Annotated in this window: 18 protein-coding genes and 1 pseudogene; 7 read left to right on the forward strand and 12 right to left on the reverse strand. The window is 38.2% G+C overall.

Features of this window, described 5'->3' with window-relative positions:
• Positions 1-10 precede the first annotated feature (10 nt).
• The 6 genes from DK866_RS16770 (at position 11) to DK866_RS16795 (ending at position 7,151) form a co-directional block, all read left to right on the forward strand.
• Complete coding sequence (locus DK866_RS16770; protein WP_109409820.1) at positions 11-805, forward strand: energy transducer TonB; 795 nt, start codon at positions 11-13, stop codon at positions 803-805.
• A 189-nt stretch (positions 806-994) separates the two neighbouring features.
• Positions 995-1,951, forward strand: coding sequence for a Fe2+-enterobactin ABC transporter substrate-binding protein (gene fepB, locus DK866_RS16775; RefSeq protein ID WP_109409821.1), 957 nt, complete (start codon positions 995-997; stop codon positions 1,949-1,951).
• Positions 1,952-1,957: 6 nt separating this feature from the next.
• Complete coding sequence (locus tag DK866_RS16780) at positions 1,958-2,965, forward strand: FecCD family ABC transporter permease (RefSeq protein WP_109409822.1); 1,008 nt, start codon at positions 1,958-1,960, stop codon at positions 2,963-2,965.
• The gene (locus DK866_RS16785; RefSeq protein WP_109409823.1) at positions 2,962-4,002 is read left to right on the forward strand and encodes a FecCD family ABC transporter permease; all 1,041 of its coding nucleotides are present in this window, start codon (positions 2,962-2,964) and stop codon (positions 4,000-4,002) included. Before DK866_RS16780 ends, DK866_RS16785 begins: the two co-directional genes overlap by 4 nt.
• A gap of 207 nt (positions 4,003-4,209) precedes the next feature.
• Entirely contained in the window at positions 4,210-6,291 is a 2,082-nt protein-coding gene (locus tag DK866_RS16790) for a TonB-dependent receptor (protein WP_109409824.1), read from the forward strand.
• A gap of 80 nt (positions 6,292-6,371) precedes the next feature.
• Entirely contained in the window at positions 6,372-7,151 is a 780-nt protein-coding gene (locus DK866_RS16795; RefSeq protein WP_109409825.1) for an ABC transporter ATP-binding protein, read from the forward strand.
• 74 nt (positions 7,152-7,225) lie between these two features.
• On the opposite strand, the gene DK866_RS16800 is transcribed toward DK866_RS16795, so the two are convergent.
• The 12 genes and pseudogenes from DK866_RS16800 to rpmH all read right to left on the reverse strand — a co-directional run bounded on the left by DK866_RS16800 (position 7,226) and on the right by rpmH (position 18,403).
• Entirely contained in the window at positions 7,226-7,687 is a 462-nt protein-coding gene (locus tag DK866_RS16800) for a DUF1097 domain-containing protein (RefSeq protein WP_109409826.1), read from the reverse strand.
• Between the two features lie 783 nt (positions 7,688-8,470).
• Complete coding sequence (locus tag DK866_RS16810; RefSeq protein ID WP_109409828.1) at positions 8,471-8,650, reverse strand: hypothetical protein; 180 nt, start codon at positions 8,648-8,650, stop codon at positions 8,471-8,473.
• Positions 8,651-8,847: 197 nt separating this feature from the next.
• Complete coding sequence (locus DK866_RS16815) at positions 8,848-10,161, reverse strand: type II toxin-antitoxin system HipA family toxin (protein WP_109409829.1); 1,314 nt, start codon at positions 10,159-10,161, stop codon at positions 8,848-8,850.
• On the reverse strand, positions 10,162-10,419 hold the full coding sequence (locus tag DK866_RS16820) for a helix-turn-helix domain-containing protein (RefSeq protein WP_072070485.1): 258 nt from the start codon (positions 10,417-10,419) through the stop codon (positions 10,162-10,164).
• Between the two features lie 992 nt (positions 10,420-11,411).
• Positions 11,412-12,347, reverse strand: a complete 936-nt coding sequence (locus DK866_RS16825; protein WP_208624193.1) for a retron St85 family RNA-directed DNA polymerase — start codon at positions 12,345-12,347, stop codon at positions 11,412-11,414.
• Entirely contained in the window at positions 12,347-13,309 is a 963-nt protein-coding gene (locus tag DK866_RS16830) for a retron St85 family effector protein (RefSeq protein WP_109409830.1), read from the reverse strand. Before DK866_RS16830 ends, DK866_RS16825 begins: the two co-directional genes overlap by 1 nt.
• Positions 13,310-13,666: 357 nt before the next feature.
• Positions 13,667-14,363 (reverse strand): annotated as a pseudogene (locus tag DK866_RS20045) (integrase arm-type DNA-binding domain-containing protein).
• Between the two features lie 157 nt (positions 14,364-14,520).
• Positions 14,521-15,885 carry a tRNA uridine-5-carboxymethylaminomethyl(34) synthesis GTPase MnmE gene (mnmE, locus tag DK866_RS16845; RefSeq protein ID WP_109409832.1) on the reverse strand — a complete coding sequence of 455 codons (1,365 nt, stop codon included), beginning with the start codon at positions 15,883-15,885 and terminating at the stop codon, positions 14,521-14,523.
• Between the two features lie 130 nt (positions 15,886-16,015).
• Positions 16,016-17,656 carry a membrane protein insertase YidC gene (gene yidC, locus DK866_RS16850; protein ID WP_109409833.1) on the reverse strand — a complete coding sequence of 547 codons (1,641 nt, stop codon included), beginning with the start codon at positions 17,654-17,656 and terminating at the stop codon, positions 16,016-16,018.
• Positions 17,657-17,658: 2 nt separating this feature from the next.
• Entirely contained in the window at positions 17,659-17,919 is a 261-nt protein-coding gene (gene yidD, locus DK866_RS16855) for a membrane protein insertion efficiency factor YidD (protein WP_072070482.1), read from the reverse strand.
• Positions 17,883-18,242 (reverse strand): ribonuclease P protein component, encoded by a 360-nt coding sequence (gene rnpA / locus DK866_RS16860; protein WP_071788569.1) that lies wholly within the window; start codon positions 18,240-18,242, stop codon positions 17,883-17,885. Before rnpA ends, yidD begins: the two co-directional genes overlap by 37 nt.
• A gap of 17 nt (positions 18,243-18,259) precedes the next feature.
• A complete protein-coding gene (gene rpmH / locus DK866_RS16865; RefSeq protein ID WP_036933424.1) occupies positions 18,260-18,403 on the reverse strand; it encodes a 50S ribosomal protein L34 in 144 nt (47 codons plus the stop codon).
• 383 nt (positions 18,404-18,786) lie between these two features.
• On the opposite strand from rpmH, the gene DK866_RS19880 reads away from it, so the two are divergent.
• A complete protein-coding gene (locus DK866_RS19880; RefSeq protein ID WP_162557025.1) occupies positions 18,787-18,954 on the forward strand; it encodes a hypothetical protein in 168 nt (55 codons plus the stop codon).
• Positions 18,955-18,984: the final 30 nt, after the last annotated feature.

Below are 18,984 nucleotides of genomic sequence, written 5' to 3' on the forward strand. Positions count from 1 at the left end.
GCTTTTATTTATGTTGGCACTTTCTGTCAGGCATCCGTTTAATATTTATTATTGGCTGATTGGCATATCGTTAGTTTATATCGGCGTATTAAGTTGGGTGTTACGTTCACTTTCTATGACAGAAAGTGCGCACCATATTCATCAGCAACAAGAAAATACATTATCCGTTTACCAAGTGGTATTTTCACCTCCTCAACAATCAACAGTTGTGCCGGAACCTTTAGTGGAAACGGAGCCACAAGAAACGCCCATTGTTTTACCCATTGCCGAAAAAGGGGAGTTTGTTGAAGCACCAAAGAAAATACCTGAAAAAATAAAAGAAAAGCCCACACCTATAAAACCAATTACACCTGTAAAAAAACAGGTGGTGCAAGAAAAAGTAGAGCCGATAAAACAGCGTGATTTAGAAAGCCAAGTAGCGCAAACGACTTCAGAAGCCTCAGCAGAAAGCTTAACGCAACATACGGCAAGCTCATTAGCAGGAAGAAGTCATGCATTAAGCGAGAAAGGAATAGGGCAAGGCGAATCTGATAATCACTATATTAGTTCACTGCGTCGAGAAATAGAGCGCCATAAACGTTATCCATCACAAGCACGTCGTATGCAACATGAAGGTCAGGTGGTGGTGAGCTTTTCACTAACCTCTGAAGGTGCGATTTCAAGGGTTGAGATAGAAAGTACCTCGGGTATTTCTTCCCTTGATAATGCGGCTATTGCTGCGGTTAAACGTGTAAAACCTATAGGTCCTAAACCCGAAAACCTATTGAACCCTTTGATTGTTTCATTAGATTTTCAATTAAATTAATAAAATAACGGAAACACCTGAGTACAACTTGGACTTGGGTGTTTTTTTATAAAGTTGTTTTTTGTGCGCTCATTCTCACTTTTCCGATCACAACCCCATAAATCCTTATTGTTAATGATATTGATTATGATTAACATTAATAATTACATTTATTATTTAAAGTAAAGATTATTTACTTGGAAAGTGGTCATGTTTAAATCCGTTGTCTCTATTGCCTGTCTTTTTATTTTTCCTTTTATTGTTAATACAGCAAATGCTTCTGATGTTGGCGCTGATAGCCAATCTTGGCCTCGCACTTTTACCAACGTTGATGGCACTAAAACTGAAATTAACGCAAAACCTCAGCGTATTTTATCGGCATCAGTTTCTATCACCGGAACGCTCCTTGCAATGCAAGCTCCGGTGGTTGCCAGTTCAACGGCGGCAAATGGCCAATTTTTTGCCCAATGGGATAAAGTGGCAAAAGAGAGAAAGGTTGAAAAACTGTGGTCTGCGGGCAGTGTTTCATTAGAGATGGCTTATCTTTATGCACCTGATTTAATCGTTGTTTCCATCAATGGTGGTGATACGGTCTATCCTCAAGTTGAACAATTTAAACAAATCGCGCCTACCATTGTTTTAGATTACGGCAAACAGAGTTGGGAAAGCTTAGCGTTACAATTGGCACAAGCAACAGGACAAGAAGAAGAGACCGGTACACTACTACAGCGTTTTGCGAACGTAGTAAAAGAGGGGAAAGAAGCGCTACAACTCCCTGAAGGTCAGGTCAATATTATCTCTTATTTTGGTGCTGGTACTGTTAATCCCGTTTCGCTAACCACCAGCCCTCATGCGGTATTATTACAACAACTCGGTTTCACCATTGAAAGCGCAGATCTTGCTTGGCAACCGAAAGATAAACCCGTTTCAGATTTTGTGTGGGCTCAATATGAGCATTTAACACAACTCACTGCACCTACAACGTTTCTATTAAGTGGCACCGCTAAAGAAGCCGATGTATTTATGGCTGATCCTATTCTTGCAAATCTGCCTTCTGTTAAAAATAAGCAAGTTTATGGTTTAGGTGCAAACTCGTTCCGTATTGATTATTACAGCGCGCAAGAAATTATCAGTGATATGGTCGCGCGTTTTAGTCAGCATAAGTAATAACGTATGTTTACTTCTCACCACAGCATAAAGTGGGGAATAAGAGGTGCTATTCTCCTATTGTTCTTTTTTGCACTATTAAGTTTATTTGTTGGAAGCAGGCATGTTTCTATGTATACAACATGGCAGGCTTTTACCAATTTTGATACGACAAATAGTGAGCACTTATTAGTGCGCTATCTACGTTTTCCTCGCACATTATTAGCTATAGTTATTGGCGTTGCATTAGGTGGAGCAGGAACGTTAATGCAAGCTTTAACACGTAATCCACTTGCCGATCCGGGGCTGTTTGGCATTAATGCTGGAGCAATGGTGGCGATCGTCTCTGTTATTGCATTAACGGGGATCACTGATGTCACTATTTATATGTGGTTTGGTTTATTAGGGGCATTCTGCGCGGGTGTTGGTGTTTATCTTCTTGGTGGTGTAAGACACGGACTTAATCCTGTGAGAATGGTGCTTGCAGGTGTTGCCCTTTCTGTCGTTTTACTCGCTATTACTCAACTTATTACGGTCAATAGTGATGAACGTGTTTTTGATCAATTCCGTCATTGGGTTGTGGGTTCATTGCAAGGACGTAGTTTCGATGTTTTGTACCCAATTACTGTGTTGGTTGTGATTGGAAGTGTGATTGCTTACTCGCTAACACGCTCGTTAGATATCGTGACATTAGGTGATGATATTAGTCATGCGTTAGGTGCAAACCAAAAACGAGTTTGGCTATTGTCGGCATTTTCAATAGTTCTTCTTGCTGGAAGTGCTACCGCAGCGGTTGGCCCTATTAGCTTTTTAGGCTTAACAGCCCCTCATTTTGCTCGTCGTTTAGTCGGTGCTGAATATCGGCGGATCTTACCCATGTCGATGTTAATTGGTGCGTTAGTCATGCTGATGGCAGATTGTTTAGGGCGATTAATCGGCACACCAGGCGAAATTAGTGTCGGTATTATGATTTCACTGATTGGTGGGCCTTTCTTTATTTATTTGGTTAAACGTTGGCGGATCATTACATTATGAAACTTAAAAATAATGAGATTATCTGCCAATTGGGTACATGGTCTTGGATCTTCTCTCCAAAAGATATCATCATCGCCTTTATTTTGTTTTTATTGATGATTTCTCTGGCATTTTTCGCCCTTACAACAGGTAAGTTTCCCATCGAGTTTTCTACATTAATAGATATTGTTGTCGGGCAATCAGAAGGTGGTATCAAAGAGAAAATTGTCATAGATATCCGTTTGCCTCGTCTACTTACTGCCATGGGGGTTGGAGCTGCATTAGGTATTTCAGGCGCTATTTTCCAGTCGATCTCTCGCAATGTTTTGGGCTCACCGGATGTTATTGGGTTTACAACGGGTGCAGCAACAGGTGCATTACTTCAAATCATTATTTTTAATGGCACCGTTGTGGATATCGCTATTTCTACATTAATAGGCGGAATGGCAACGGCGTTAATTGTTTATCTACTGTCATTAAAAAATAGTGTTATGTCTGGTTACACCATGATTTTAATCGGTATTGGCGTCGGTGCCATTTTACATGCCTTTAATAGTTTATTGTTGGTAAAAGGCAATATTGATAATGCCATTATGGCTAATCTTTGGCTTGCTGGTTCACTAAACGCTCGTACTTGGCAGCATGTTTACCCTACTTTTATCGGTTTACTGCTGCTTGTTCCCCTTATTGTTTTTTATGCTAAATCACTCACTTTAATGGAAATGGGCGATGATATGGCCCAACAATTGGGCGTCAATGTTGGCCGAGTAAGATGGGTGATGATTTTTAGTGCTGTATTACTCGCTTCATTAGCGACTGCCAGTGCAGGGCCGATTGCTTTTGTTGCACTCGCGGCACCTCAATTAGTGATCCGATTAAGCCACTCAGGAAAGCTACCCATCGTAGGCTCTGCATTAATGGGAGCACTTCTTTTGCTTTCTGCTGACGTATTGTCACAAAGCCTACCTATTGATGTCACGATGCCAGTAGGTTTAATGACGGGTGTTATTGGTGGACTTTATTTGTTGTGGTTACTAACACGAAAATACAAAGCTTAAATTGATAATGATATGCATTACGTATGTATAATAATAATCATTATATATAATGCTAATGAATAATAATAAATGAAGTAAATATTTATCAACTTATGGATGAGTGAAAGGGATGGTCACCAAAAAGACTTATTAAATTTTTAGGATGTAGTGCGGGTATTTTATTAAATCGTCTAATGGCATGCTCTATGGCATGAAAGGTATAGACTTATGTCTGTTATTCTTACTCTACGCGCAAAAAAAGCCACAATAACAACACTTGTGCAAACGGCTTTATTAGGAACGCTATGTATTGCGACTCCTTATGTCAATGCACAAGAAATAGAAAAAACATCAACGTCACAAGATAACAAAAAACACGACGAAAAAGTGGATGTGTTAATTGTAACTGGTGAAAAACTCAATAAATCTATCTATGACACAGGCTCGAGTGTCACGGTTTATGATGCGAAAAAAATAGAAGCTACACCAAATGCAGATGTGAATACATTACTGCAAATGACACCCAACATTGTTGATAACGGAAACAGTAATGCTTTACCCGCTATTCGAGGTGTTGATGGCTCAGGACCAGCACAAGGTGCTATTGCTTTCCTCGGTGGTACTCGACCTAGAGTTAATTTCTCTGTTGATGGGCGCTCATTTACCTATAACGAATTTGGTTATGGTGCTCAATCCTTGTGGGATGTGAATACGGTTGAAATTTTCCGTGATCCACAAAGTTATGTGCAAGGCCGTAATGCTATCGCTGGTGCAATTTTGGTTAAAACTCAAGACCCAACATTCTATTGGGAAAATGCAGTAAAACTGGGTGCAGGTCAGCAAGATCTTCGTGAATATGCAGTCATGACTTCTGGGCCACTGATTGAAGATAAATTAGCGTTTCGTTTTACGGCAGAAAGACAAGAGCGTGAAAGCTTTGTGCATATGGATAAATATTCACCAACGGGTGATCCGCGCGATATCCATTCCAATACATTCCGTGGAAAACTACTTTATGACTCTTTAGATAATCCTGATTTTAAGGCCAAGCTAACAGTTAGCCATCTTGATAGTCGATCACCGCAAAATGAAGCCAATATGGCAAGTAATTTAGCGCCAAATGCCCCTTCACGTTTTCGTCCTGTGATTAAACGTAAAACAACCAGCGGTATTTTAAATACTACATGGGAAGCGAATGACAATTTAAGTGTTGAAAATACACTGATTTATACTGATTTTTCAACACGTCGCCTAACGGAAGCACAAAGCCCTCGTGCAGATATTGATGCTAAAGAGTTTGAATTTGAACCTATGATCCGTTTTAAAACGGACAGTGAAGCATTAAGCGGGATTTTGGGTTTACGTTATTTCCACGCCAAACAAGATGAATTTGTGAATATCTTTGGGGGTAGCTATTTTGATGATAAAACAGAAACGGCTTCCGCTTATGGTTCATTAACTTACGCACTATTTCCTGAAATTGATGTCACGTTATCAGGACGTTTTGAACGAGAGCACCACACTCGTAATGGGGGAAGTGCGGCTGTTGCTATCGATTTTGATGAAACCTATAACACCTTCTTGCCTAAAGCTGATATCGCATGGAAACCGGGTGTGAATCAAACCGTCGGTTTTGCTGTCGGCCGAGGCTATAACGGTGGTGGCGCAGGTGTGACGATTGGTAAGCCGATTGTCACTTATGTCTATTCACCTGAATATGTATGGAATTATAGCCTTTATACACGTAATAGCCTGTTGGATAACAAATTAAGTGTGATGACAAACTTGTTCTACAACGACTATAAAGATATGCAACTGCCTTTCTATTTAGGGCCAAATTCTTCCACTATTCGTAATGCGAAAAAGGTTGAAACTTACGGTGCGGAATTAACAGTCGCTTATCAACCAATAGACTCGCTTGAATTAAACACAGGTATTGGTTTATTAAAAACTAAAATCAAAGACTTTGGTAACAGTGGTATTGAAGGGAAAGAGTTAGCTCGAGCACCTAGTTACACTGCAAATGTTGGTGCTAAATATCAATTAACTCAGGCGATGGATATTAGCGGTAATGTTCAATTCTCGGGTGATTATTTCTCTAATGCAAATAATGCAGATAGCGGCAAAGTAGATAGTTTTTGGTTAGCTAATTTACAGCTTGGCTATAACTTCAAATGGGGTAGAACCACATTATTTGCTCAGAACTTATTTGATTCTGATAAACGAATTCTTATCCCAGATAATAATAAAGACACCGCTATTTACCAACGTCCTCGTATGGTTGGTGCTTCAGTAGAAATTCGTTTCTAAACATAAATCACAGCAAAGGGTGGTGTTAATTTATCACCCTTATTTTACTTAATGTGATCATTCAATAAAAAGATAATGTGATGAATAATAGCCGATTGCAGACTCAATGTTTAACGTTGGGATATCAACAAACAACGATTTGCCAAGATATTTCTCTTTCTATTCCTGATAAAAAAGTCACCGTCATTATTGGTCCCAATGGTTGTGGTAAATCAACGTTATTGCGTAGCTTATGCTGCCTATTAAAACCGCTATCAGGCCATGTTTCATTAGATGGACAGCCTTTAACTGCATTGCCAACTAAAAAGTTAGCTCGTCAAATCGCGTTATTACCACAAACGATGCAAGCACCTTCGGGGATCACTGTAGCTAATTTAGTTGCAAGAGGGCGATTTCCTCACCAAAGTTTTATGCATCAATGGAGTAGAGAAGACAAGTTAGCCGTAGAAACGGCAATGAAAGAGACCGGAATAGTCGAATTTGCAGATAAAACGGTAGATTCATTATCTGGAGGGCAAAGACAACGTGTTTGGGTTGCGATGGTATTAGCGCAACAAACGGAGATTTTACTATTAGATGAGCCAACAACCTATTTGGATATTGCTTATCAAATAGAATTACTGAATATCTTTCGAAAGCTTAATCAGCAACAAGGGCGAACTGTCGTTGCTGTTTTACATGATTTAAACCAAGCTTGTCGTTACGCAGATAATCTAGTGGTCATGGTGCAAGGTCAAATTATTGCACAAGGCCAGCCACAATCTATTATTAATGAGGCGTTAATCAAACAAGTTTTTGATTTAGAATGTAAAATTATTCCTGATCCTATTATTGGAACACCAATGATAGTGCCTTGCTAAATTATTTTTTAGCAATAAAAAGCGGCTTTAGCATGACTAAATACCGCTTTTAGATTTGAGTTAGCATAAATAAATTACGCTATTTTGGGCCATTTATTGGCAATCCAAAGTCCACTCATTTTCATTGCATAACCAAATAAAACACCCACAACTAGTGAAGGAATGGTTTGAATGAGGTCCCCTTGTGCTGCAAAAATAGTACATGCTCCAATAAAAGTGCCGGGAATATAAGCAAGTAAAGTGCTTTTAGCTTGAATACACATTACAAAGGCAATCACACCCGTTACGGCATAGCCGAAAATAGAAATATCATTAAAAATCTGGCTACCATAAATAATGGCTAATGCCCAAATTACACCACTCATAATGGTTGCTATTGTGACTGCTAATCCTTTAACACCTTCTTTTGGATAAGCAAAATAAGCGGTACAACCTAAAAAGCCAGCCCAGCTTAATAAATCAAATTGATTAGCAACAAATGCCCAAATGGCAGAAAGAATGCCTGTTGTCAGCGCAGTAAAATAAAGCGTTCTCACGATAGACTCTTAAATATAAGGGGGATATTTACCCAGTTAACTAAAGGCGAAGTTTAGCATTGTCATTGGCTGGTTTTCTATATTTAGATCATTAAAAAGCACATTTAATAATGATATTAATATGTGTTAGATATATTGATCTTTATTCAAGATAGAAAAAGTAAAAAGTAAACGATTGCGTAATCAGTTTTATTTATTAAATGTAAAAATAAATATTTTAACTAAGTATTATTTATTGATATTTAATTTATTATTATTCTTCAATAATATGAATATAAAGAGTGCGGAGAGAATAAGGACAATTGTTCTCGGTTTCAATTAGTGTAAAACCATGTCTTTCATAAAGTTGAATTAGATTTTTATTATTTTCGTATTCTAATATAATGATCCTACCACCAATAAGGGCTTTTGCTTCTGATAAGACAGCATAAATCTCATTCAAGATTAACTTTAAAGAAATAGGGTTATTTATTATAGATGTGTTTTTCCCAATTTGACCAATAAGAAAAGCTTTAATTCTTTCAGCTTTTTTAGAAATTCCATCGAGTTGTTGTATTTTTGTTTTACTTATTTTTGCATTATCAAGAATAAGTTCTTTAAAGGATAAAGAGAAGTAAGCAAGAATTTCACCATTATCATTTAATATTAAATAGGTTCGTGCATTATTAGTTTGCTCAAATCTTATTGCTTTAGTAGAAGAAGTTAAAAATTTCTCAACATCACAATTTAAATTATTAGAAAAACTACTTAAGAGTTTAATTGTTGTTTCTTTATCAAACTCTTTTAGTAGTTTTCCAAGTTGGGCAATCGTTGTTTTAATAACGCAATTCCTTGTCTATTTTCTGTTTCGTAATTCCGTTTTACTATTTTTATATGTCGAGGATAACTTAAAGCATTCTGTATAAGTTCAATAGACTGTTTGTCCTTAACAATAAAATTTTTGCTAAAAGAAGTCGTGGCCATAGATATCTCCTATGATTTTCTTTCCGGAAAATATAGCAATGTTGATTAGTATAAACAAAGATTAATTGTTTGAAAAATGAACTACAAGGAGGAGTAAAACTATCACTTAATTATTAAAAAACGACTATAGCGTGTAAAACGGATTTTACCTGCTATAACCGTTAAGTTGAAAGTTACACGGTATAGCAGGTAAGCTACTAAATATTGTCTAATCTTGCCGAGCGAGCTTTCATTCCATTCAATATCTTATTGCGAATTTCAGAAGGGAAATCATCAGGTAGTTGTTGTTTTACACGTTTGATGGCATCGTCCATTTCTTTATAAAAATAACGAAGAATATCTGTCATCAATAAAGGATCGAAGCCGACAGCTTCGGCTGTTTGGTAAAAATGGCGAGGGAAAATTTGCTCAATAGCATATTTTTTTCCTCGACTTGCTTGTAATCCCATAGCGAGTTTTGCATCTCGTGGATTAAGTCCTCGTCCTCCAAAATTGGGATAGATAGACATGATGTCATAAAGAGGAGTGAGGTGAAAACGTCCTTCTTGATTGATAAAAATAGAAAAATTCTTTGCATGTCCATCCGTTGCAGCTAAAAGCCAAAATAGTACTTGTGCCTTCATAAAATGAAAACGGTCTTGATCAGCATTTGATGAACCAAGCAAATAATTCATAATATCAATAATGCCTGGGCCCCCTTCATTTTCATATTTTAGAGCTGAAGGTATATTTAGAATTTGGCAGAAATCTTCTTGGGGTAAGCGTATTATCCACGATTTATCTGATGAATATTTTCTATCAAAGCGTTCTACAGCAAGCGCTTTAATATTTTCTGTTTTAACAATAAAGCAGTGAGGGACGGGAAGATCAAACTCTTTGGCAATTAAGGTACAAAGATATTCATTTTCTACACTATCGGATAAATCCATTGTGTAGGAATGCCCTTCAATAACACCAATGGGCAGCTTAATAATATGTGTAGTCGGCGTATTATTGTGTGGCACACACCAATGATCATCTTTTAAAAGTAATGCTGTTTTTTCTTGTGCACCAGCAATAGAAATTCTGAAATCAGTATATTCTTCAAGCATTCCGAGTGGTGTATTGGATTGATATCCTAATAGTATTTTTTCAAGTTCAGCGTTATCAAGTTTGTTATATTCTATTTTTTTTATATTAGCTGGCGTACTACCACTGGGAAGTAACCGTAATGCACCAACTGTATCCGCACCTACGGCAGCTAATAGATCAAATGGTTGATTTGAGTTCGCATTATAGCGACTCACAATACGATTTCTAATTTCAGTATTATCAGGTAAAAGATTATCAAAGAAATTATAGACACAATCTCCTTGATATTCTTGAAGTTGTAGTGGCATAGAAAGAGATATAGGACGACTTCCCGGTTGATTAACCCAATCTTCAGCATATTGGAATGAATGCGCACCTGAGCTTTTTTTAGTAAAAATGCCCACATGATATTCATTCATATACACATCAAGGCTCGCCATTTACCACTCCTCTTTCCATTCACTTTTGTGTGCTAAATTATTTTTAGCATCTTTAGGATGAATTTCCATCTCTAAATTTAGAGCAGAGAGCAGTTTGAAAAAGGTTTCTAGCTTGGTGGAATTAGGATTAAGTTCAAAATTGGATACAGTGTCTTGTCGAATTCCCACTTTTTGGGCGACTTTACCTTGAGAAAGCTTTTTTGTTAATCGGACATCTTTTAGATGTACGCTGAGTTGATAGGCGTTAATTATAATCATCATCTTCTACCGGTTATAGGCGTTAATGTCTAATATACCGGTTATAGCGTGTAGATCAAGGTTTAGTGGTTATAGCGTGTAAAACGGACTTTACCTGCCATAACCGTTAAATTAAAATTTACACGGTATAGCAGGTAAAATTTAATGGTTACTTCCCAATACAGAAGCTTAAAAATCGAGCTAACTCGTTAATCTATCAGCGATACATTGCCCTCAAAACATGGCTATGGGCACATGCAAGGACACAAAAGTATATAATGAATAATCAGTACCTCTGCTAGGTGCTACTGCTGAAAGTTTGCTTGTTACACAACGTAATACCCTTTTTAGCCCCATTCTGATGTTCTACTGATAGATAGTATTTTTTCAGTAATCATTTGTTTAGTTTGAATTTTCATGATTCTTGATTCCATAAACCATCTTCATCATACATCTTTGCTTCATACTAGTAAGTGAATTTCTGACATCTGTTTGAGTTTCAGACTGTTTGTTGCAGAGGATTTGCAGGCAGTAGCTGGATTGAAGCTGATCTGTGTGCTGGCGTGACTTTCACTTGCTTATGATCTTAAAAGTAACGTCGTGTTTTGGACATTCAGCAGGAAGTACGAACGCAGAGCCTTCGGCAATGCTGTCCGATTTCTCTACGGTATTCTGTCTGTCGCTACGTTTGCAACAGGGTAGCGATAAAAGGTATGGTCACCTGTATTGAGACAGGAGGTCGGTTTCAGATCGGGGGACTGGCTGCCAAAGGAGTTTCTTACAGGCCTCAGTTCGTTTTAGAACAGGAAGCTTTTAGAGGTACTGCTATAAGTAGGGGATAGGGTAGAACTGGAGGAAGCTATGGGAAACTGTTTTTAGGATTTGAAAATTAATTCTTCTAGAAAATCCATGACTAAGTCAAGCTATAATGTAATACAGTTAGAAAAACTTATTCCAAGTTGTTCTGGGCATGATCAACAAAAACTCAGGTGTCTATAAAAGTGCATCAGAAGTTATTTGTCTCTTTGTTTTTGTAATTTATAAATATTATCAGATCCATATTTAACAACCATGCTTTTATAAAACGAAGGCTCAATATTTTTAGCAAATGCAAGTAGCCCTACTAATTTATTGCATTCACCATTAGGTAATTTCTCATTTATAAAATGATGGATCATGGCAGAGATTTTTCTTTTCCTTTCTCTACCTATGGATAATTTATTATCGTTTGTTAGAGTTATACCAGTAACGTGACGGTTATGTCCTTTTGAAGAAAATACTGTTTTTTCATGATTGATTCTAATCTTACCTAAAGAATATTTTGGTAGTATATTTTCAAGCATGTCAGGTATATCAAACAAAATATCTTTATTATTTGTTGAAAAGGTTAAATCATCAGCATAACGAGTATAGTTAACGCCTATCTTAGAGCATATCTTTTGAACCTCAATATCCCAAAAGTACATCACGAAATTTGATATTAAAGGTGAGCTTGGTGCTCCAATGCTTAATCTCAAATTACTATTCCTCTTGGATTTGAAGAATAATATATTCTCAAGTATTACTTTATCATTTGCAGTTAAATCGATATTTGCAAGTCGTAACTTTGAGAAAAACAGACGTGGTGTTATGCTAGGGAAAAAATTTTCAAAATCCATCTTCAACAAGTATTTTGTATTAAGATGGATTTGAGCGTTGGTCTTAATGCTACTACCTTTTTTATATGCAAATGCGCATTCGTGAACGGGTAATTTATCGGATAAATACTCAGTAATTACACGTTGTATAAATTTTAGCTCTTTCGAAGGATGTGCAATAGTTCTCTTCTTGTCTGAGTTTCTTTTTGCAATTCTATATATTTTATAGCGATAAGGAGCCGTCAATGAAAAAGAAATGATTTCACTTTTTTTAGTTAACAGTAAGTCTGAAATATGCTGTAATATGTCCATTAATTAATCTCCTCAGCCATTTCTTTTTTTGCTATTATTTGACGCAGCGCTGTAATTCTTCGTTTTGATAATGGATCAGTTAATATTACAAAAGATTGTCTAAATTTCATTGTTAATTGTTGATTATCTACGAGTTTATTATTTTTAGTTTTACCAAATTTTACCCATTTTCGCTCTTTTAATGGAAAGTAATATTTGTTTGAGCTATATGATAAAACATCTATAAAACCAACTTTCTGAAGTAAATAAATTGATCTGTTGATGATTTTTGTTGAAATATTAATCCCTAATGAATTTAGGGCTGATTCTATTTCACTAAGTTGTATTGGGAAGCAAAGAGATATAATTTCAGTAATCAGAAGTGCTATATGCCCAGAATTATTCTTACTGAATTGTTCTGTTTTTGGGATTGACGAAAGTTTTTCTTTTATATTTACACATAAATCATCAAGAAAATCATCATCGTATTTTAAGACTTTAGGATCTGGCCAAGGGTAGATTACAACAGAGGATGAAACTTTCTTTTTAATGTACTCAAGTGGGCCTAAATAAATGAATGAGTCCTCACCAGATACTTCTTCCTCTGAAGCAACAATCAGTATTTTTTTAAATAGTTCTGATTTGTTGCAAAATATACCTAATTCAACTAATGATCCAGGACTTTCTAAGAATATGATAATAAGAGATGAAATATTAGCTATATCATCTTCGAACACTAGAAGATCTGGGTAGGCATTTTCTTTAAAATAATCCTTGAATGTTTCAGCTAGAATGAAATGCTCGTGAAGTTCAGGGACATGCTTTGCTGTGTAAGTAAGTAGTCTATCCCTAAAACTGGGGGGAATTGGTGCACGTATATCGACTTTGCCACCACACACGAAAAGAAGGCGATGAGATATATCAACATTGAAGTTACTTATATCTAACAATTCAAATTGTTTTTTAATAGTTTCTTCAAACATTGATTTAAACGTTATGTATTTTTGATTTGTTTTCCGTTGATGAAAAAAACGAGCAATATTACTTTGCTCGTTTTTACTCTTTACTAGAGGAGGCGCTAGAAAGTTTTCTACCGATCCTAGAGACTTCTAGGATCGGTAGAAAACTTACTAGCGCAACCCTAAAAGTACTCAATAAGTTAGTGTCTGGCGAAACGCTCGACAAGGCTATAAATCAAAGCCTAACGCTAAAGAGTGATGTTATTATGGTTGAGAAGTGCATCTTTTTCAACTGGTTAGATAGTATATTCTAGTCAGAAACTATTATTGTTATATTTTTCATATTATTCAGTTGGTTATATTGTAACCTTTCCTGAATTGTCAAATGATAACCTTCCTTACAATCTCAATCAGTGCATCAACAAAATCCGCCCAAGCCCGGCGCTGATTTAGGTACTCCGCACGGTTGTAGACACCGCGAACGCTACTGATCTTATGTGTCAGGCATTTCTCCATCCAGTCTGAGTCGTAGCTTCGCTCATGGATCAATGTGCTGGTAGTATGCTGGAAGTCATGAATAACAAAATCCCCGACATTTATATCCAGCGTACGCACCACGCAGTTAAGCGTTGTTTGATGCGGTCGATCACGACTTGAATATGGGTAGTTGTGAGTTCTTCGAGTTTAAGCTTCCCGATGATGGAATGATGTCCTTGTCGATAACGCGAATGATGTTGCTCGGATCGCGGTTACTTTTTTCAACGATATCGGTCAGCCAGTGTTTGGTGAATGTTTTAACTGTCGTTGGGTCTTTCTGTTTAAGTTTTTCTTACAGCCTTTTCTGCGTCGGATTAATGCCATGGGTCACTATTGAGTGGCAATTTTCACACCAAAGCCGTGCTTCTGCAAGTGAGAAAACCGGGTATTAGCCCAAAGAGATCTTTTACGATTTGTTATCAAAGCTGTAGTGGAAACGCCAGGTTTTTCGTCCAGAGGGAAGAACTTCAATCATCAAGCTCGTCATATTCGGCAAGTTTTCATGAGCAGATATGTGTAGTTTGGTATTTGAAAGTACCATATCTCACTTCAACAGTGTGTCCATTTAATGTGGTTGGTAGCTCAAAAAGCAAACGATGACACGTGAGGAATTAAGAACCGTACAGAAAGTAAAAACCCGTATTAATATGCAGTTAATACGGGTTAGTGAACGTTTACGGACGAGGATGGACTAAAATTTACTTCCCGATACAGAAACTAGAGAAAATACGACCCAATAAGTCATCTGAGGTAAATTCACCGGTGATCTCACTTAATGCTTGCTGAGCCAGTCTTAACTCTTCTGCCAACAATTCACCGGATTTTGCATAAACCAGTTGCTCATGGCCTTGCTGTAAATGTTCTGCAGCGGTATTTAATGCCTGTAAGTGGCGGCGACGAGCCAAGAAACCACCTTCAGTATTACTATTAAAGCCCATTGCTTCTTTTAGGTGGGAACGAAGTAACTCAATACCCATTCCATCACGAGCAGATAAGCGGATCATCGGGTAGTTACCTTGTGCCGTGATCTCGGCATTCTCACCAGTTAAATCTGATTTGTTACGAATAACAGTAACAGGCAAGGTGTCTGGCAAACGTGCCATAAATTCAGGCCAGATATCTTCAGGCGCTGTTGCATCGGTTGTGGTGCTATCAACCATAAATAGCACTCTATCTGCTTGTTCAATCTCTTTCCAAGCTCGTTCAATACCAATGCGTTCAACCTCATCACTGGCCTCACGTAAGCCTGCAGTGTCGATAATATGCAAAGGCATACCATCAATATGAATATGCTCACGTAATACATCACGAGTTGTACCAGCGATATCCGTGACAATAGCCGCTTCTCGACCTGCTAATGCATTTAATAGGCTTGATTTACCCGCATTTGGACGACCTGCGATCACCACTTTCATTCCTTCTCGTAACAAGCTACCTTGGCGAGCTTGAGCACGAACATCATCTAATTCAGCAATAACGGTATTAAGTTTTCCTTCAATGATACCGTCAGAAAGAAAATCAATCTCTTCATCAGGGAAATCAATAGCCGCTTCAACATAGATACGTAGATGAGTTAACGACTCTACCATTTCGTTAATATGAGAGGAAAATGCACCTTGTAATGAATTAATCGCTGAACGAGCTGCCTGTTCTGAGCTAGCATCAATTAAATCAGCAATCGCTTCTGCTTGTGCTAAATCGAGTTTGTCATTTAAAAATGCACGTTCAGAAAATTCCCCAGGGTTTGCAATACGTACACCTGGAATTTGTAAAATACGTTTTAGTAATAGATCTAGAATAACGGGGCCGCCATGGCCTTGTAGTTCTAGAACATCTTCACCTGTAAATGAGTTCGGATTAGGGAAGAAAAGGGCGATACCCTGATCAAGTACTGAGTTGTCATCATTGCGAAATGGCAGATAATCAGCATAACGAGGTTTAGGCAACTTACCTAGAACGGTTTGTGCCACAAGGGCAGCTTTTGGGCCAGAAACGCGTAGGATACCAACACCGCCTCTTCCCGGAGGTGTGGCCTGAGCGACGATAGTATCAGTGCTATGCATGGTGTACTCGCTTAATCAGAATAATCATATAAATATAAAAAACAGAAGGCGGTCATTGTAGACCGCCTTCGCTATTTTATGTCACTTTCCTTTGAATGTAACCAAGGAAGAGGTTTTTCCTCATGTGACCTTATTTTTTGTCTCTGCTGTGTAAGCCACGTTTTTCCAGACCGCGGTAAATTAACTGCTGCTGGATAATGGTCACTAAGTTACTGACGATATAGTACAGAACCAGACCTGATGGGAACCACAGGAAGAATACAGTAAACACAACCGGCATAAAGGTCATGATTTTTTGTTGCATCGGATCAGTCACTGCAGTTGGAGACAGTTTCTGAATGACGAACATCGTTACACCCATTAATAATGGCAGGATGTAGTATGGGTCTTGTGCAGACAAGTCTTGTATCCATAACATAAATGGAGCATGACGTAATTCAACCGAGCCCATCAGCATGTAATACAACGCAAGGAAGATTGGCATCTGGATAATCAGTGGTAAACAACCACCCAGAGGGTTCACTTTCTCTTGTTTGTATAACGCCATCATTTCTTGGCTCATACGTTGTTTGTCATCACCAATACGTTCACGCAGAGCAGCCAATTTTGGTTGCAGTAAACGCATTTTCGCCATGGAGGTGTACTGCGCTTTAGTCAGCGGGTACATGATACCACGAACGATAAAGGTGATCATGATGATGGAGAAGCCCCAGTTACCGATAAAGCTGTGAAGGAATTTCAACAGTTTAAACAGTGGTTGAGAGATAAACCATAACCAACCGTAGTCTACAGACAGGTCTAAATGTGGCGCGATAGCGGACATTTCAGACTGAATTTCAGGGCCAACCCATAATGTAGAGGTGATGTCAGCTGTACTATTTGGTGCAATAGTGACAGGTGCTGATTTATAACCAATCAGAGCAATGGATTTGTTTTCTAAAGTAATTGAGTAGAAGTTATTGTTCTGACTATCTTTAGAAGGAACCCATGCTGTTGCGAAGTATTGTTGTAACATCGCAACCCAACCATTATTCGTGGTTAGAGATAAGTTTTTATCTTCGATATCACCAAAACTATATTTTTTATAGTTGGTTTCATCTGAGGAATATGCCGCACCACGATAAGTGTGTAGCGCAAAATTGCTGCTACCAGTATCACGGCTTTCTGGCAATTTAACAGATTGTTTTAACTGACCGTAGAAGTTCATTGTCAGTGTTTTATCTGTTGTATTCTCAATTTTGTATTCAATACCGATATCGTACTGACCTTTTTTCAGAATAAAGGTTTTGACGAATTTTACGCCTTCTTCATTCACAAAAGTCATAGGTACACGTAATTCATCCTGGTTTTCACCAAGTACAAATTCGTTTTTATCAGCAGTATAAACTGGGCGAGATTTCTGATCTGGACCATCTGGGCCAATTAAGCCACTTTGAGCCTGATACAGGAATTGAGGTGTAGTTTCCAGTAAACGGAAAGGTGTCTGTGAATTAAGCTCGGCGGGATAGGCTAACAAATCAGCCTCATCGATTGTACCGCCCTGAGTATTGATACTAAGATCAAGTACATCAGTTTTTACGGTAATCAATTTTGCCTGCTCATTGCTGTTACCAGTTACAGCAAGACTATCACTACTTGGCATGTCCGCTTGTTGCGAGATCTGAGTAGTAGTGGTGGTGTTTTGTGAAACTTTATCACCCTCCCACTGCTGCCAGATCAGGAAAGAAACGAACAGCAAAGCGATGAATAGAAGATTGCGTTGCGAATCCATCGTTAATTTTCTCTGTTATCGTCGTTTTTTCTAGGTGGGACAGGATCATCACCACCTTCGTGTAAAGGGTGGCATTTTAATATGCGTTTCACTGTTAACCAACTACCTTTTATCATTCCAAACCTGCGCAATGCCTCAATTCCATAATGAGAGCACGTAGGATTAAAACGACAACGAGGCCCCAACAGAGGACTAATCCCCAGTTGATAGCCCCTAATCAGCAAGATCAGGACTTTTGAGCCAAGCGACAATGACGACGCCATAATTTACCCAACACTTCCGTCAATTGGTGGTTATCAAGTTCAGCAACCCCTTTTCTTACTAATAACACAAAATCCATCGGCGGTAATTCATGCTGATGTAAACGAAAGTATTCACGGGCTAATCGTTTAATACGATTGCGCTCATGAGCACGTTTAACGTTTTTCTTTGCGATTGTTAGACCGATGCGGGGATGCCCCAGCTCATTCTGGCGACCCAAAATAGTAACTTCTGGTGAACTCGCGCGTTGTGGTTGCTGGAAAACAAAATTGAAATGCTTGGGAGTTAACAAACGTAACTCCCTTGGAAAAGCGAGCTTAACCACGGAATGGTTAGCTTTTATTATTTCGAAGAAACGGTCAGACGAGAGCGGCCTTTCGCACGACGGCGAGCCAGAACCTGACGACCATTTTTAGTGGCCATACGAGCGCGGAAGCCGTGGTTACGGTTGCGCTTCAGTACAGACGGTTGAAAAGTGCGTTTCATGGCGATTTCTACCTACTTAATATAATTACTGATTCAGCAAATGCGTTGACAGACAGGCGTGCAATAAATAAACAAACCAGTACTTCAATCGCAGCATCAATGATGGAAAGATGCGGGATTGTAATAAAATCACTCAAATGCGTCAATCAAGATGACGCTTTAAGTACCGATTTTTGTCGTCTTTTTTAGCAAACCCGATAATCAATCCTGACTTATGCGCAACGAGTACGCTTATTAGCGACCTAAAAGAAAGCCTTAATAAGTGACTTTGTTGGTACAAGCACGCAGGGTGCAAGATTATACGGACTCATGGTAAAAGCGCAAGGATCTTTGGTGGATCAAGTGAGAGATATTTGATCACTTACTATAAGAAGGAGAGATTTATGCAAAGAGAAAGTTATCCCCAATTGCTATTTATAGGGCGACTCAAGTACACTAGAACGCCTTTGCATATTTCATTTGGTGAATTATCACAAATCATCAAGCCTGTGGATAAAAACCATAAAAACTGTGCAAAAGAAAGAGGATCTTCGTTTCATTTTGCGATATGATCCCCCGTCACGATCAGAATAGCCAGTCTG

The organism is Proteus genomosp. 4 str. ATCC 51469, from assembly GCF_003144375.1.
In the GTDB taxonomy this organism is placed as follows: Bacteria; Pseudomonadota; Gammaproteobacteria; order Enterobacterales; family Enterobacteriaceae; genus Proteus.

Bases quoted from the DNA above. Each gene is read 5' to 3' on its own strand.
- DK866_RS16770 (WP_109409820.1), top strand. From the start codon at position 11: ATGTTGGCACTTTCTGTCAGGCATCCGTTTAATATTTATTATTGGCTG.
- fepB (WP_109409821.1), top strand. From the start codon at position 995: ATGTTTAAATCCGTTGTCTCTATTGCCTGTCTTTTTATTTTTCCTTTT.
- DK866_RS16780 (WP_109409822.1), top strand. From the start codon at position 1,958: ATGTTTACTTCTCACCACAGCATAAAGTGGGGAATAAGAGGTGCTATT.
- DK866_RS16785 (WP_109409823.1), top strand. From the start codon at position 2,962: ATGAAACTTAAAAATAATGAGATTATCTGCCAATTGGGTACATGGTCT.
- DK866_RS16790 (WP_109409824.1), top strand. From the start codon at position 4,210: ATGTCTGTTATTCTTACTCTACGCGCAAAAAAAGCCACAATAACAACA.
- DK866_RS16795 (WP_109409825.1), top strand. From the start codon at position 6,372: ATGAATAATAGCCGATTGCAGACTCAATGTTTAACGTTGGGATATCAA.
- DK866_RS16810 (WP_109409828.1), bottom strand. From the start codon at position 8,650: ATGGCCACGACTTCTTTTAGCAAAAATTTTATTGTTAAGGACAAACAG.
- DK866_RS16815 (WP_109409829.1), bottom strand. From the start codon at position 10,161: ATGGCGAGCCTTGATGTGTATATGAATGAATATCATGTGGGCATTTTT.
- DK866_RS16820 (WP_072070485.1), bottom strand. From the start codon at position 10,419: ATGATTATAATTAACGCCTATCAACTCAGCGTACATCTAAAAGATGTC.
- DK866_RS16825 (WP_208624193.1), bottom strand. From the start codon at position 12,347: ATGGACATATTACAGCATATTTCAGACTTACTGTTAACTAAAAAAAGT.
- DK866_RS16830 (WP_109409830.1), bottom strand. From the start codon at position 13,309: ATGTTTGAAGAAACTATTAAAAAACAATTTGAATTGTTAGATATAAGT.
- mnmE (WP_109409832.1), bottom strand. From the start codon at position 15,885: ATGCATAGCACTGATACTATCGTCGCTCAGGCCACACCTCCGGGAAGA.
- yidC (WP_109409833.1), bottom strand. From the start codon at position 17,656: ATGGATTCGCAACGCAATCTTCTATTCATCGCTTTGCTGTTCGTTTCT.
- yidD (WP_072070482.1), bottom strand. From the start codon at position 17,919: ATGGCGTCGTCATTGTCGCTTGGCTCAAAAGTCCTGATCTTGCTGATT.
- rpmH (WP_036933424.1), bottom strand. From the start codon at position 18,403: ATGAAACGCACTTTTCAACCGTCTGTACTGAAGCGCAACCGTAACCAC.
- DK866_RS19880 (WP_162557025.1), top strand. From the start codon at position 18,787: ATGCAAAGAGAAAGTTATCCCCAATTGCTATTTATAGGGCGACTCAAG.